The 15,179-nt window shown below is 39.9% G+C and carries 16 protein-coding genes; 4 read left to right on the top strand and 12 right to left on the bottom strand.

Translation table 11 applies throughout. The features are described from left to right. Positions 1-380: 380 nt before the first annotated feature. Positions 381-1,697 carry a serpin family protein gene (locus tag FOR85_RS02600; protein ID WP_144296581.1) on the bottom strand — a complete coding sequence of 439 codons (1,317 nt, stop codon included), beginning with the start codon at positions 1,695-1,697 and terminating at the stop codon, positions 381-383. A 216-nt stretch (positions 1,698-1,913) separates the two neighbouring features. Between FOR85_RS02600 and FOR85_RS02595 the strand changes: the two genes are divergently transcribed. Both FOR85_RS02595 and FOR85_RS02590 read left to right on the top strand, forming a co-directional pair. Continuing rightward, positions 1,914-2,801 (top strand): hypothetical protein, encoded by an 888-nt coding sequence (locus tag FOR85_RS02595; RefSeq protein WP_144296580.1) that lies wholly within the window; start codon positions 1,914-1,916, stop codon positions 2,799-2,801. A 250-nt stretch (positions 2,802-3,051) separates the two neighbouring features. Further along, positions 3,052-3,339 (top strand): hypothetical protein, encoded by a 288-nt coding sequence (locus tag FOR85_RS02590; RefSeq protein WP_144296579.1) that lies wholly within the window; start codon positions 3,052-3,054, stop codon positions 3,337-3,339. A gap of 87 nt (positions 3,340-3,426) precedes the next feature. On the opposite strand, the gene FOR85_RS02585 is transcribed toward FOR85_RS02590, so the two are convergent. The 4 genes from FOR85_RS02585 to FOR85_RS02570 form a co-directional block, all read right to left on the bottom strand. Then, positions 3,427-4,398, bottom strand: a complete 972-nt coding sequence (locus FOR85_RS02585; RefSeq protein ID WP_144296578.1) for a tetratricopeptide repeat protein — start codon at positions 4,396-4,398, stop codon at positions 3,427-3,429. A 131-nt stretch (positions 4,399-4,529) separates the two neighbouring features. Next, complete coding sequence (locus FOR85_RS02580; protein ID WP_144296577.1) at positions 4,530-5,378, bottom strand: hypothetical protein; 849 nt, start codon at positions 5,376-5,378, stop codon at positions 4,530-4,532. Continuing rightward, a complete protein-coding gene (locus FOR85_RS02575) occupies positions 5,375-5,890 on the bottom strand; it encodes a hypothetical protein (protein ID WP_144296576.1) in 516 nt (171 codons plus the stop codon). The genes FOR85_RS02580 and FOR85_RS02575 overlap by 4 nt, the downstream gene beginning before the upstream one ends. A gap of 11 nt (positions 5,891-5,901) precedes the next feature. Further along, positions 5,902-7,266 (bottom strand): serpin family protein, encoded by a 1,365-nt coding sequence (locus tag FOR85_RS02570; protein ID WP_144296575.1) that lies wholly within the window; start codon positions 7,264-7,266, stop codon positions 5,902-5,904. A gap of 127 nt (positions 7,267-7,393) precedes the next feature. On the opposite strand from FOR85_RS02570, the gene FOR85_RS02565 reads away from it, so the two are divergent. Together FOR85_RS02565 and FOR85_RS02560 are read left to right on the top strand one after the other, a co-directional pair. Beyond that, positions 7,394-7,684, top strand: coding sequence for a hypothetical protein (locus FOR85_RS02565; protein WP_144296574.1), 291 nt, complete (start codon positions 7,394-7,396; stop codon positions 7,682-7,684). 206 nt (positions 7,685-7,890) lie between these two features. Next, positions 7,891-8,097: a hypothetical protein gene (locus FOR85_RS02560; protein ID WP_144296573.1), complete on the top strand. Its 207-nt coding sequence runs from the start codon at positions 7,891-7,893 to the stop codon at positions 8,095-8,097. A gap of 44 nt (positions 8,098-8,141) precedes the next feature. Here FOR85_RS02560 and FOR85_RS02555 read toward each other — a convergent pair whose 3' ends face one another. The 7 genes from FOR85_RS02555 to FOR85_RS02520 form a co-directional block, all read right to left on the bottom strand. Continuing rightward, a complete protein-coding gene (locus FOR85_RS02555) occupies positions 8,142-8,819 on the bottom strand; it encodes a hypothetical protein (protein WP_223808473.1) in 678 nt (225 codons plus the stop codon). 33 nt (positions 8,820-8,852) lie between these two features. After that, complete coding sequence (locus FOR85_RS02550; RefSeq protein WP_144296572.1) at positions 8,853-9,326, bottom strand: hypothetical protein; 474 nt, start codon at positions 9,324-9,326, stop codon at positions 8,853-8,855. 26 nt (positions 9,327-9,352) lie between these two features. Then, positions 9,353-10,699 carry a serpin family protein gene (locus FOR85_RS02545; protein ID WP_144296571.1) on the bottom strand — a complete coding sequence of 449 codons (1,347 nt, stop codon included), beginning with the start codon at positions 10,697-10,699 and terminating at the stop codon, positions 9,353-9,355. A 112-nt stretch (positions 10,700-10,811) separates the two neighbouring features. Further along, complete coding sequence (locus tag FOR85_RS02540) at positions 10,812-11,282, bottom strand: DUF4825 domain-containing protein (protein WP_144296570.1); 471 nt, start codon at positions 11,280-11,282, stop codon at positions 10,812-10,814. Positions 11,283-11,330: 48 nt separating this feature from the next. After that, positions 11,331-12,725 carry a serpin family protein gene (locus tag FOR85_RS02535; protein ID WP_144296569.1) on the bottom strand — a complete coding sequence of 465 codons (1,395 nt, stop codon included), beginning with the start codon at positions 12,723-12,725 and terminating at the stop codon, positions 11,331-11,333. A 692-nt stretch (positions 12,726-13,417) separates the two neighbouring features. After that, positions 13,418-14,632, bottom strand: a complete 1,215-nt coding sequence (locus FOR85_RS02525; RefSeq protein ID WP_144296567.1) for an SEL1-like repeat protein — start codon at positions 14,630-14,632, stop codon at positions 13,418-13,420. A 61-nt stretch (positions 14,633-14,693) separates the two neighbouring features. Continuing rightward, positions 14,694-15,170 (bottom strand): hypothetical protein, encoded by a 477-nt coding sequence (locus tag FOR85_RS02520; RefSeq protein WP_144296566.1) that lies wholly within the window; start codon positions 15,168-15,170, stop codon positions 14,694-14,696. Between the last annotated feature and the right edge of the window lie 9 nt (positions 15,171-15,179).

Below are 15,179 nucleotides of genomic sequence, written 5' to 3'. Positions count from 1 at the left end.
ACCTCGGCAACACTTAGGCTCAGCGGGGGTAGCAGTTTGCTGAGTATAGCCTGTTTACGTTCTTCGCTATATCGTGGCATGATGTGTCCTTGTTGCCCCCATTTGGATTATTCTTTAGGGGTGACAACTATCCTGCCATAGGGGGCTCTTAAGACTGTATAGTTAAAGTATCTTAAAAGCACCACGGTACTGCTGATATCAATTTTTCTCGCTTGCTGAGCCTGCGCAGACAGAGGCTACGAAAAATTAACATCAGCAGTGCGCTATGTATCGACATTACTTTTCTCTGGCTATACGCACATGCACGTGTAAGCAAGATGTCGGAGTGAACGCTTAACTGGTGTATGAATCTACCCGTATCACAATTGGACTACCTGAAATTAAGGCTCATTCACTTGCCCTAAGAATAATATCGCATCGGTTTTATTGTCTATAATCATAAAAATAAACGGATGATCGGCTGTAAATGTGCTGGTATTCACATAGTATCCCCGTGATATAGGCGAAATTGTAATACCTGTACTTGCTGCCGCTTTAGTGCCTTTTTCATCGACTTCCACCACGGCTTTATGAACAATAGCATCGACAGACAACGGGATATTTTGACTGAATAAGCTAAAGTTCGCCTCACTACTAAAAGCCTTTGCCATACCCATCGTTGCTAATAGACTATCCATTGTATAGCTTTCTTCTAACTTAAATTTTGGCAGATCAAGTATGACCTCATGCTTGACTAAATTATTATTCCACTGGCTAATCTGCTTGGCATTTAGCGTGTTTACCACTCTTTGCATAGCAATCTTATCTTTTGCTTTTGGTAATACGACCATCATAGACAGCTCGTCACCTTTGTAAGGCAGTTGCACCACTTGCACCTGCGCATCTTCTGTGTAGGCATAAGGGGCTTGCTCATGCATCATATCGACATCGATGCTAGAACCATCAAATGTATTGAAAGGGCGTTTTTTACTAGGGGCAAAAGACGTTTTCCAATCCCCTTTAAAGTAAACGGCATTGGTCAATACCGTGACGGTATTGGTATCGATACTACTTGCTGGCAGCACTTCAGGAATCATCTGCTGAGTATAATTAGCAATAGTTTTATTAATGGTCTGACGAGAAGGTTCAGGACTGTTCTTAAAATCAAGAGGGGTGACTTTACCACCGTAATAACGTTGTACGGTGTCCAAGTAGTTTTGGTTGGGACGCAACCCTTGCTGTATCCACAAATCGTTGGCTGTAGCCAGTTGATAATTAGGATTGGGTTTGTTGAACTGCTCATGTAATGCCGCACTGTTCGGATTTAGAACGTTCAGTGAGGGATAGTGAAAAGTCCTCTGTATTTGCGCTTTTGTTTCCCCTTCCGCTGCGGCATACAGCATTGCCATCGAAGTAGATAAGCTATACGGTGAGAAAAATACGTTTTTATCTGCTTGCTTATTCTGCCCATTTATCTGCTGATACATATCAATAGCAAATTGATTATTGGCAGTGACGACTTGCGCGATACCCTCTGGTGTTGAGATCAACGCCTTTACCTCAGTCAGAGGTACTTGGTTGCTAAGAGTTTGCGGACTAGGAGTAACCATGTCTGTGACAGTACTCACTGTGTTATTTCTTATAGTATTGTCGCAGCCACTAACAATCAATAACAGGCTGCTGATTGCCAATACACTCACTAACTGGCTATTTTGCATAGCTTACTCACTACTTATTCAAAATTAAGATGATGCTATTCTAGTATCATCTCTATACAATCGTTTAGACTAGTTTGGTAAGCGCACTATATTTCCAAGGCGAATTAGTAGCTTTAATAGCAGACAGCTTAATAGTAGATACCTGTATAGGAAACTAATTATCGAGCGTTAAAAATATAAGAAATCATTAACAAACTTAGCAAAGGTAAATGTCTCATGGCTACGATAACTGCAAAAATCTCATTAATACTTTATCTACCCAGCGCTTTATGGCTAAGTGGCTGCTCATCACAAAATACTAGTGCCACTATCACGCCAATTGAACCTGCACAAGCGATTGACAGTCAAATTAAGGACTCTAAAGCAACGTCTGCTTATGGCGACCTCAATGGCGTGGAATTAGTGAAGGACAACCGAGACCCTAAAGATATTCCAGAGGCGGTATTAATTGGTTCTGCTCAGGCTTTAGCTATTGATTCCAAGCATTATGCAATGGCATACGGTGTCAATCATACCGAAGCCATGCGTCAGATGTTAATCCAGCATGATAATGAAGAGCAGAATGAGGCACTACGAAAAGAATTTGGCGATAGGATAGCAAGCATGGGCTTTATTACTGAGCCTGAGTATGGTATTTTGGTGACGTTAACAGGGACTGGTAAGCCACCGCCTGATCGTATCGTATATCGTCCAGCCGATACCCTTAGTGAGCGTGAGACTGTCGCTCAAGCCTATAAAACGATGACACCAGAGGGTATTACACTGACTCAAGCTGAAGTTGATAAGGCAATGGAGCTCATCGAATCACCAACACGTTTTATCGTTAGGTTTGAGGTTAATCCAGCAGCCAAAAACCTAACCGAAGCTGAAAACCAGCTTATGTATGAACGCTCAAAAGAGCTGAATAAACGTATCACTATGATTACAGGTACAAGTTATCGTAGTGATGAGGGTGTATACGTGATTTATGTTCATGAGAATGATGCTAAGTCTGCTGGGCTCAATGAAGAAAAACTCAAGAAAATTGGTGAAGAAGTGATGAGAATGCCAGTTAGGATTGAGTGGCAAAATGGGTATGTCATGAATTCTATGGGCGGCGCATAATCTTCTATAAGTAGAGGAATTAATACTTATATTACTCTCGTGTCAAAAAGCTCTCTGATCTTATCGTTAGCGAACCTAACTAGAAGGATATACGCTACGTACACTAGTGTAGATTATTTTAATAAACTTGGAGTAAGTATCATTGTTCCTTAATTTTAAAGCACCTATGATCTTATCATTCCTGATAATGTCTTCTTGCTCTCAGTTTAATTCTGATTCAAAACAGGAGCAGATATTAGACGAAGAGCCTATGAATGGCAAAATTTTTGAGACAGCTTTATATAGCGGAAACCTTAACTTTAATGAAAATTGCATAATAGTAAGACCTAAAGGAGAAAAAGGTATTCAGTTAGCAATACTGGGAAATAAAGTTATATCTGACGTTACTAAAAATAGCTTAATGTACAAAGGCAAAAAATACACTGAAGGGGATTACATCCAAGTAAGTGGAGGAGGCGTTGTCAATGATATTTCTACATTTAAGAAAGAACATAATCTTGATGAATGTTTTGGTCTAGAAGTTTTTATACCAAACTGAGCTTTTCCCAAACTTTGTGTAACTGCTATTTGCTAACAGGGTATAAGCAGTTACACAAAGTTTGGGAAAGTCTCAATAAGCTAGTCTCTACTCATCCTCTGTCCTTATACCCAAGTTTTTACAGCCCAATTGATACCCATTGTCACAAGCCTTAGAAAAGTACTTTTTCGCTATAACTGTATTTTGACGTACGCCTATGCCATTGAGGTACATCATACCAAGGTTATATTGAGATCTAGCATCGCCTTGATTGGCGGCTTTTAGATACCACTTACCGGCTTTAGCATAATCCTGAGGCGCACCTTCGCCATAGCTATAGATTGTTCCAAGTTGGTATTGGGCAGGAACATATCCTTGGTCAGCGGCTTTTGTATACCACTCGATAGCTTTAGGATAATCCTGACGTACCCCTTTACCCTCGTAGTAAGCGTTACCAATGTTGAATTTACCCTCAACATCACCTTGATTAGCTAATTTATGCCACGCCTCAACGACTTTGGCATCATTTTGACGCACACGTTCGCTCTTTCGATGCGGTACGCCATTGATGAATTTCCTTGGTCCAATTCCTTGGTCAAAAGCTTTTATGCTCCACTCTTTATGTTTATCGTAGTCTTCACTTGTACCTGTGCCATCGTAATTGTAGTAAGCCCAAGCAAGTTCGTATTGGGCCTTAGCATAGCCTTGGTTAGCAGATTTCGTGAACCATTCAATAGCTTTAGAGTGATCCTCATCTACCCCTTCGCCATCGTCGTACATGATTGCAAGGTTATATTGAGCAAGATCATATCCTTGGTTGGCAGATTTTGTATACCACTCAATGGCTTTAGCGTTATCCTCGCGTGTACCTTCGCCCTCGTCATACATTACTGCAAGGCTATATTGAGCCTCAGCATCGCCTTGATTAGCTTGTACTGCAATGTCTTCAAATTCTTTTTCAATAGCTGATTTTACGGCTGAAACTACGTTTTGAGAACTACTTATTTGAGTAACAATGGCTTTATGACACCCTGTCAGCAGAATGCCAGTCAGTAAAAATGTTGCTAGCCTTTTTTTCATAGCTGTTCGTCCTGTTCGTTAATCCAGATAACACTACAATTTATCATTTACATGCCTATCGTGATGATCTCAAATATATTATTGGATAGTCTTATTAGGTATACCCTAAAAATGATAACAGCATTACCTTTTTATTCTATAGGGGCTACATCCTCAGTAGCATAACCATCGTAAAATTTTATACGTACTGGTGATTTCATAACTTCTTGACCGATTTTTTTAAGTTGTTCTGGTGTGAACCCTGCTTTTTTTGAATCATCCTCATGCACGTCTATAACAAATAGCCCTTCATCTTCCTTATAACCCATACCTACTAGCATTGGAATACGTTTACGTAATTCTTCAGATCGCGCTTCATAGTTGTCTTTTTGTTCTTGAGTGAGTGGTTTGGATTTAGAATTATCGATAAATTTAACTTTAATGGCAGTTGGTTTTTCAATAAGAGATACAGCATTATCGATATCCATTTGAGTGATAGCAAAGCCTTCTGCCCTCATTTCTTTATCCGCTGCTGACAATATAATAGGTTTGTTCTCTAATTTGTCAGCATTACGGTATATGATGCGATCAGGTGGCGCACCATCACCAAATAGGCTTACGATGAGCACAAACTCTGGCTCATTAGTGAATCCGGCATCGTCCAACCTATCAGAGAATTCTTTTTTGATAGCATCAATCTGCTCTTGGGCATCATTCATGACAAGCATACGGCGCATTGCTTCAACATGGCTAACCTCATATGCTCGTGCATAATGCTTTGCATCTATGGCTAATGCTTGAGCTTTACTCATAGGGGCAACTTGGGTCTCTTTGCTGTCCTGAGCAACGGTAGAAATAGGAATAACTTCTATCGTTTTATCCTCCTTGGGAATTTTAGAGACAATATCAATACTGCTGTCTTCTGTCGATGTACAACCACTAAGCAAGCTACTAGTAATAAGTAGCGTAGCTAGTGTTTTATTCATTTTATGCTTTGTCATAGTAGATCTTCCCGAGGTATGTTAATACCATTCATTAACCAGATTTTTTTAGCTTTACAAGTCGCTAAAGGTGGGTTTTTCCAATCACTGGCAAATGAAGCCATATTTTTATAGTCAGCTTGTGAGCCACCTACTAAAACAGTATCACCAATTTCAAAAATAAATTCATTGATATCGGATATCGTAAAAGGGTCTTGAGTCCAGGTAATATGTGGGCTACTTACAACGAGTAAGAGGTCATCCATATATAAACAGCCATTCTTTGTGTTCAATACCCCATGAGCCGCAGCGGCATCACCCATATCCGAATCAACATCAAGGGCAGTCACATACACCGTTTGCTGCTTGCGCGTGGGTGCTTCGTTTTCAGTAGGTTTGTTGGCAGCACTCTCATCTTCCACTTTAATAGTTTGGGCATTATGATTAGTATTCGTCATTTCAATGACAGGATCGCAGGCTATAACGGATATCAACAATATCGGCACCATATACCATTTAAATTTTGGTTTCATTATTCGCTCTCTTAAGGCTTATTCACCTGACCCAAAAACAATATCGCATCGGTTTTATTGTCTTTAATCATAAACATAAACGGGTGATCGGCTTTAAACGCGACTGGTGGATGCATAGAACCAGATATGTCTACGGCAACGACGCCTGTCGCTGCTGCCGCCTCTGTTCCTATTTCATTAACATCGATCACTGCTTGATGATGAATATCGTCAATGGCGATGGGTGAGCTATCTGCAAACACGTTAAACTTAGCTTGATTCCCAAACGCGCTTGGCATGCCCATATCCGTCAGCACTGCCTTCATCGGGTAGCCTTCATCTATCTTAAACTTTGGTAGATTCAGAAGAATATCTTGCTGCTTTAGACGTTTAGTCCAATCGGTGATTTGTGTCGTCGATAAATTCTTGATGAGCGTCTGCATGGCTAACGGCTCCTTTGACTTTGGTAAAACCACTAGCATCGATAATTCAATTCCCTTATAAGGCAGCTCAACGACTTGTACTTGCTCATCTTCGCTATACCTAAATTCAGTATTCTGGAACATCATATCTACATCACTGCTTGTGCCATTGAAATAATGAAAAGGCATATCACCACTTACCCAGAAACGACTGCTCCAATCCGCTTTAAAATAAACCGCATTGGTCAATATCGCCGAGGTACTTGGCTGGGTACTCTCTTTTGATAGCAGTTCAGGAATCATCTGATTGGTATGTTTGGCTATCTTCTCATTAATCATTTGACGAGACGTTTCGGTGTTGTTTTTAAAATCAAGCGTATTGACCTGCCCACCATAGTAGCGTTTTACCGTATCGATATAGGCTTGGTTGGGAGTACGGCCCTGTTGCAGCCATAAGTCATTAATGGTGTTCAATTTATAGTTTGGGCTGGGTTTGTTAAATTGATTATAGAGGGCGGCACTGTTTGGATTCAGGATGGGTAAAGACGGATAGTAAAAGGTTTTTTGAATTTGCGCTTTGGTGTTCCCCTCCGCTGCGGCATAGAGCATGGCTATAGCACTGGTTAAACTATAAGGTGAGAAAAATACGTTAGCATCCACTTGCTTTGATTGACCATTTAGCTGTTGATACATGGTCACTGCGAATTGGTTGTTAGCGTTAACTACTGCGCTTATACCTTCAGACGTTGAAGCAGAGTCGTCTGCAGCAGTATGGTCATCTTTACTATCGGCTTTAGAGTCCGCTTGCCCTGTAGTCTTGTCTGGCAAGGGAGGTATATTGATGACTGGTTGGGCGGCTTTGGTGTTTACCAAGCTATTATTACAGCCAGTAATGACCAACAATAAGCCACTAAGAGCAAGACTACGGGCGATATGCTTGTTCGTCATAATTTTGATTGGGTTTTTGTTATTCATGGTTTTTTACACTTTTGATATTTGAATGATGCTTTGATTATATACAGGGAGGTAAACTTATTTAGTAAACATATGCTAACAAATTTTGAGATAATAGATGAATCAGCAATAAGCGTATGAGGCGTTGATGAAAAAAATTGTGTTGAAATGGCTGGTTATACTAGCGGTAATGGTTTCCGCAGTTTGGATATTTTTAGATATCGTAAGCGTAAAAGAGACCAAGTCATTTAGTAGCAGTGACGGTGATATTCTCAATAGCCCTGCTGCCGATAAAATTTCCAGCTTTCTCACGATCTTTAGTAACCAAGGGAATGAAAAGGAAATATTCTATGAAAAACTTGATAAGCTGGAAAACGTTAATCATGAATTAGACGAAAGTGTAGAAGCAGTAGAAGATAAGACCTCTGAAGACAAGTAAGGCTTTGGGAAGTAGTGTTTATTTGTGACGGTGTAAACGTACTTAATTAACTCACTCTATATTTTAATATTAACTCTAGTGAAAGTAGAATGCTTAAATGGATTGTGCTTTATATTTTCCTTTGCTTACTCTTCGTGCTTTACGGTATTCTGCTTAATTATTAAGAATAATTGTGATGTGAATCAAAAATAAACAGAGACTGATTTATGAGCGATGTAATAGAGTGGGAAGCCAGAACAAAAACAATCAAGCAACTCATCAAAGAATTGCAAAGCTTTGAAAATCAAGAGTTAGTCGTTATGGTCACTAATGATGAAGGCAAAACTTTTAACTCGGTAAAACTTGTCAGTAAGGGCTTTGATGACAATAAGCCTCATAAAAGCGAGAAGGTTTATTGTGCTTTACATATATAGTTGAATGCCTTTTTTAAAATCAACCCAAAATCTTATGTAATGACCTACAACCATTGCCCAAACCATAATCTAATCTTTCCCCAAAATGATGTTTGAGGGTGGCTGTCTTGTTTGGATGCACTATGCGTACTGGCTGACTCAGTGCTATTGCTCAACTCATTTTTATTAGCATCGCTAGGGAACGCAGCGTTTAGCTTATTGCAGGTAGGATATTTGGCTTGTAACTGCTGTAAATAATATTCCTGATCTTTGTATATAAATCCGTCTAATATTCCTATAGCATCGTGGCTATCATGGCGACAACTGCCGTTTTCTCGGTTCCATGCTAAAAAAGGCACTAACGGTTTGCCAATTATTAATTTGTCGTCTTTACAGCCTAATGTTGCCAGTGATACTACCGTATAGTCTGCTGGTTTCCCGCCATCTTGGTTATAAGCCAAACCAATAATTAAGTCATTGAGCTGAATACTTTTGAAGTCAGAATGAGTTTGCCATTGCTCAGGTTTGGAATAGAAAAACCACATTTTAAGGGTGCGAAAAACGAAGCGTGGATTGCTAAATTGCAAGTCGAAGCCTTTTTGCTGATTATCCATTAATGTAGGCTGCGATGATTGCAGACGAGCAATAAATACATCATTTGTTGAATGCGGCATACAAGCCCATACGGTTTGCATGGACAAAAATAGTATGATCGAAATAGGTAAGCGATATAAAAAATGCATTTCGTGTTTTTCCTTATCTCTAGCATTCCATTTTTAGGCCACAAACCATACCTTATTTAATTGGCACTTAGAGTGAGGTTTAATACGCTTGTCATTAAGCGTGCCACTAAAACCACCAAAACGATAATCTTGACCAATCTTATATTGGTCATAGGCGCTGATTTGATGAAAAAGAATGCCAGCATTGATGCTGGTCGTGTTTTCTGGAAATACTAAAGCACTTTTAATTACCGCCTCGTTTTTATAGTTGTCATGTTTAATGATTAAACAGCCGTTTTCGACCAATAAAGTGCCATCAGCGACTGTAATACCGCCATCTACTGAGCTTTCATAAAGCGGAGGGCTATATTCTAAAATCTCTACTTTCTCCTCAATAGCTTTAGTCAGTACTTTTTCTTTTCCCTCAGATGATTTATCTACAGGCTCATTTTTAGCGGCACAGCCTGAAAACAATAAAACCATCACAACGGCCAAACAACTTAAGGTATTCAATTGAAAACGCGGCATGTTCAATCACTCCAAATTAGATATTGCTAAGGCTTATTCACCTGACCTAAAAACAGTATTGCATCGGTCTTATTATCTTTAATCATAAACATAAATGGATGATCGGCTTTAAATTCCACAGGATAAGACATACCAACGTACATACCTACAGCACCGGCGGCGGCTGCCGCCTCGGTTCCTTTTTCATCGACGGTGACCACCGCTTGATGATAAACCTCATCGAGCTTTATCGGTGTACCATCAGCATATAAGTTAAATTCAGCCCCATTATTAAACGCTTTTGGCATACCCATATCAGCGAGCAACGTTTTCATCTGATAACGCGCATCTAATTTAAACTTTGGCAGTTGAAGGTCCACCTCTTGTCTTACTAAGCCTGAACGCCATTGCTTAATCTTAGTTGCACTTAAACTCTTAGTTAATTGCTGCATAGCAAGTTTATGATTGAATTTGGGTAATACTACGAGCATAGATAGGTCATCGCCTTTGTAAGGCAATTGCACGACCTGTATATGTTTGTCCTCATAATAACTAAAATAAGACTGTTGCTGCATCATCTGGACGGTAGAGGCTCTGCCGATAGCATTATAAAAAGGCTGGGCACTGGTTCTTTCAGCTGTAAAAGGCAGGGTCCAATCGCCCTTGAAATAGACGGCGTTGGTTAGTACCACGGCAGTATCAGATTTAATACTGCCCTTAGGTAGTAATTCAGGAATCATTTGCTTGGTTTTCTCAACAATTTTTTTATTAATGGTCTGACGTGCAGAATCAGGACTGCCTTCAAAATCAAGAGCGGTCACTTGGCCGCTGTAATAACGTTGCACGGTGTCTATGTAAGATTTAGTGGGTGTTAACCCTTGTTGCATCCATAAGTCATTGACCGTGGCAAGCTTGTAATCGGGATTGGGTTTATTAAATTGATTATAGAGTGCTGCACTATTAGGGTTGAGGATAGCTGGTGCTGGATAATGAAACGTCTTTTGGATTTGCGCTTTCGTTTCCCCTTCGGCTGCGGCATAGACCATTGCCATAGCAGTAGACAAGCTATACGGTGAGAAAAATACATTTTTATCTGCTTGGTCAGGTTGCCCATTTATCTGCTGATACATATCAATGGCAAACTGGTTATTGGCAGTGACGACTTCAGCTATACCCTCTGATGTCGAGATCAAAGCCTTTACCTCAGTCGGAGGCGCTTGATGGTTAATGGTTGGCTGATTAGGAGTAACCATGCCTGTAACAGCACCCGTTCTATTATTTTTTATGGCGTTGTCACAGCCACTAACACCCAACACTAAGCTGGTAATAGCTAAGGCACTGATAACACGATTATGGGCTGCATATCTAAAATAGCGAAGTGGGTCATTTTGCATATCAGGCTCAACAATAAATTATAATTATAAGAATATCCAAGGCTCAGTAGTGACTGTAATAGCCACACTTTCAGCTGCTGTATAGGGAGCCGCACATATATATTTGGCGGTTTTAGAATAACTGATTTACTCTGTATTCATCATCCCAGTTGTTTTGTATTAACGTTTTTAGCTCCTCTTCACTTTGTAATGTGCTGAAATCTTCCCCGTACCACTCTATTAGAGCGTCCTTTGTTATTTTGTATTCTTGATGTTTAAAATTAAACGTTATCCACTCTGCATTTTGAATCAACGCAAATAAATACGTGGCGTTATATATCACGGTCCTTTTATCATTCTTTTCTGACTCTGACCCATCATAATTTAAGATGATCCCATAGGGTGTCTCTTTTGTTTTAAGCTCAAGCCCCCTGAATTTATCTGATTGCATAGAGTGATTTACAATATTGATGACTGCACTATTATCACCAACATAGGCATTCTTGTATTGAAACACATCTTCTTCAATGGTCTTCGTATTACATCCACTGGCGACGGAAATCACTAACAGTGAACACGATAATAACTTAAGCATTTTTTTCATAATGTCTCATCAACAGTCAGTTAAGTCTTATTGCCGTCATTCGCTCTTTTAAGGTTTGTTCACTTGCCCTAAAAACAATATCGCATCGGTTTTATTGTCTTTAATTATAAACATAAACGGATGATCGGCTGTAAACTCAACTGGCTGATCTATAGGAGCAGAAGCTTCCGTTGCTACAATGGCTGTTGCTGCTGCCGCCTCTGTCCCTTTCTCATCGACGATGACCACTGCCTGATGATAAACATCATCAACTTTTATCGCTAGCGGCTCATCAAATAGTTTGAATTTAGCTTTGCTTTGAAAGGCGCTTGGCATACCCATATCTGAAAGCAAACCTTTCATATCATAACGCTCTGCAAGCTTAAACTTTGGTAAGGAAAGATTCACTTCTTGAGCGACTAAATCTTTATTCCACTTTTTAATCTTATCAGCGCTCAAATCACGCACCAGCTGCTGCATTGCAGCTTTGCCTTTTGATTTGGGTAATACCACTAACATGGATAAGTCATCGCCCTTGTAAGGCAATTGCACAACCTGCACTTGCTTGTCCTCGATATAACCGAAATCAGTCTGCATATTCATCATTTTGACATCAGAGGGTTCGCCTGTGAGGGGATAAAAAGGCTGCTCAGAGGTGCTATTTGCCTCAAAAGGCATTTTCCAGTCGCCCTTAAAGTAAACCGCGTTGGTTAATACTGCGACAACGCTAGATGGAATGCTTCCCTTTGGTAGTAACTCAGGAATCATCTGATTGGTATGCTGAGCAATTTTTTTATTAATAATGAGCCGCGAAGGCTCAGGACTGCCGTTAAAATCAAGATTGGTCACTTGACCACCATAATAGCGTTGAACGGTGTCGACGTAGGACTTGTTAGGCGTTAGCCCTTGTTGCATCCATAAATCGTTGACCGTGGCAAGTTTATAATCGGGATTGGGTTTGTTAAATTGATTATAGAGCGCAGCGCTATTGGGATTGAGAGTATCCATTGATGGATAGTGAAAGGTCTTTTGAATTTGCTGCTTTGTTTCACCCTCAGCTGCGGCATAGAGCATTGCCATGGCAGTAGATAGGCTATAGGGCGAGAAAAATACGTTTTTATCTGCTTGGTCAGGTTGACCATTTATCTGTTGATACATATCAACAGCGAACTGGTTGTTAGCAGTCGTGACTTTTTCGATGCCGTCTGGTGTTGATGCGCCATCATCAGCCGCAATAAAGCCGTCTTTGCTAACAGCCTTATAATCAGAGTTGTTTTTATTCTTATCTGACAAGGATGGGTTGTCTAAGTTTGGTGCGGTATTGGTTACTGTGTCGGTAGGTTTAGACTCTTTCATAGTGCTGTCACAGCCACTGACCACAAGTAATAGACTACTGATAGCCAATGCACTTATGATACGGTTACCACGTGCTTTTTTAAGATAACAATACTGGTTATTCTTCATATCTGCGTCACTAATAATGTAGAGTTAAGATGATGCCATTCTAGTATCATCTCTATACAATCGTTTAGTGTAGTTTGGTAAGCGTGCTGTACTGAACTTAAGAATGCCTAAAAGTGATTAGCGGAGAGATACATTACTGATTTTGCACGATTTCTAATAAACTTGTAGTGGTATTAGTCAATCGTAAAAGTGAGAGAAATATGGTTTTTAATAAGAATGTTCTAATAGGATTGATGAGCATGCTTTTAATATCTTGCTCATATTTTGAGAAGGATAAAGGCAAAATTATCATAAATAACGAAAGCGCTTATCTCATATCTGACGTACGCGTCAAATATACCAGCTCCAAGAGAGTGGACTTAATCGGAGATTTGCCGCCCAACTCCTCCTATCGCTACGCTATCCAATATACAAGCTATGAAGATTCAATATCTATCGACTATACTGATCAGGATAAGAAGACCTATTCTAGAGATGCAATGCCCTATGCCGCTTCATACGATAAAGAACGATATACATTTACTATAAGATAAAAATGGTCTATCCAGCAAGATGAGATAGCTTTAACAAGACTAGTAATGGATGTTAGGCATTGAGTTAAAAAGCGCTTAATCGGCTTTATAGGGATACGGTAGAGTACACTGATGTTATCTCAATAACCTAAAACCCATCATCTTTAAAAACTAAATTCCTTATTTAGAGAGTTTCTGAAGATAATCACAACTCGCTTGGTAATCGTTATCGCAAGATACTTCTAACCACTCTTTTGCCATAGCTTTGTCTTTATTAACACCCAACCCCTTATAATACATCAGCGCTATAAGATACTGAGCGCGTTCACTACCTTTGCTCCATGACCCATCAACCGTACTACGGTATCTATTTTTGGCCGCTTGTTCATACCACTTGAAGGCTTGAGTATAATCCTGAGTGACGCCAATCCCATCATAATACATATCACCCAACTGATATTGTGTCAGTAAATGCCCTTTACTCATCTCTCCACGACCCAAGAAGTAACTATTACTCGCCGCTTTTTTGAACCAGCTTAAGGCTACATCATAGTCTTGTACAACATCTATTCCCTCAAAGTACATTTTCCCTAGACGGTATTCGGCATGAGTCTTTCCAAGACCAGTATAACTCTCCCGACTAGCCGCTATCTCAAACCATTCTTTTGCTTTGATCTTATCCTGAGTAACCCCTAAGCCGCGATCGTACATGACTCCCAAGTTATATTCAGCATCAGTATCACCTTGAGCAGCAAGCTTTTCAAAGATATGAAAGGCCTTTTTATAATCTTGGGCAACACCTAAACCGCTATAATACATAAGCCCCAAGCTATACTCAGCATACATTTTTGTGTATTGAGCCTCCATTTTTTCATTATCAGCGGCCTTCTGATAATAGGTAAAAGCCTGACTGTAGCTTTGAGGCGTACCTGCACCATGATAGTACATCTCTCCAAGTTGATACTGAGCCTGCATGTCATCAGTATCGGCTAAGGTCTTATATAATTTAAAAGCCTTGGCGTAATCCTGAGGTACGCCATACTTACCCGCATAATAGATATAGGCAAGATTGGCTATTGCAGAGGTATGCCCGTTATCAGCAGCTATCTGATACCATTTGATCTTGTTTATAGGATCATAAGCTTGGAGACCCAGCATGAATTGAGCAGGAGCATATCCTCGAATGGCAAACCATTCATACGGTTTCCTGCTATCTTCGGGCAAGTCTAAATTCTCTAAATATAGCTTGGCAAGCTGTTGCTGAGTATAGTTGCCTTCTAGCTGTTCAGTTGCTTCTTCTGCTATATAATCAGCTGCTATAGCGGATACAGACAGCCCGAACGATAACCCTGAAATCATAAATGGATAAATGAACATGCTATTCAGTAATTTCATAGTTTTGCTTATTAGGTCGTTGAATTTAATATTGGTAAGATATATAGGTATAGAAATATTTTTAATCGAAAAAAGTACCTATAAATGCAACCGTTGGGGTTAAGCATTTTTTATCGCCCTGTTTTTCAAACTCAGCACCTCCTGGCGTATTAGGGTGATAAGGCCAGTAGGCGCCATTCGTCTTTATATAATCGCCCATTTTAAAAACCCGACCATTGAGATTTAATGTTTTAGTGGCTTCATCCCATTTCACGATACCTTTTGGAAATTCGGGGAACATCGCGGTAGTAAATTTACGATTACTACCTATTAGATAAAGACAGTTATTACTCCATACAAAGTTGCCTCTCACGATTGATACGGCTTGAGAATGATGAACAGGGTCAACATAATAAGTAAAAATGCTTGTTTTTAGCTCAGGCTCTACGAGTTCTGGAATAGGTTTTATCGCTGCCATTGGTTCAGGTGGGGTTGCTACAGGGGTTGTCGTACAACCGACTATCACTAGGCCTGTTAAAATAAAAAATGCTTTTCTCATCTGTGCGCT

It is taken from the genome of Psychrobacter sp. YGAH215 (assembly GCF_007280595.1).
Taxonomy (GTDB): Bacteria; Pseudomonadota; Gammaproteobacteria; order Pseudomonadales; family Moraxellaceae; genus Psychrobacter; species Psychrobacter faecalis.
This window is presented reverse-complemented; position numbering and strand designations above follow the sequence as displayed.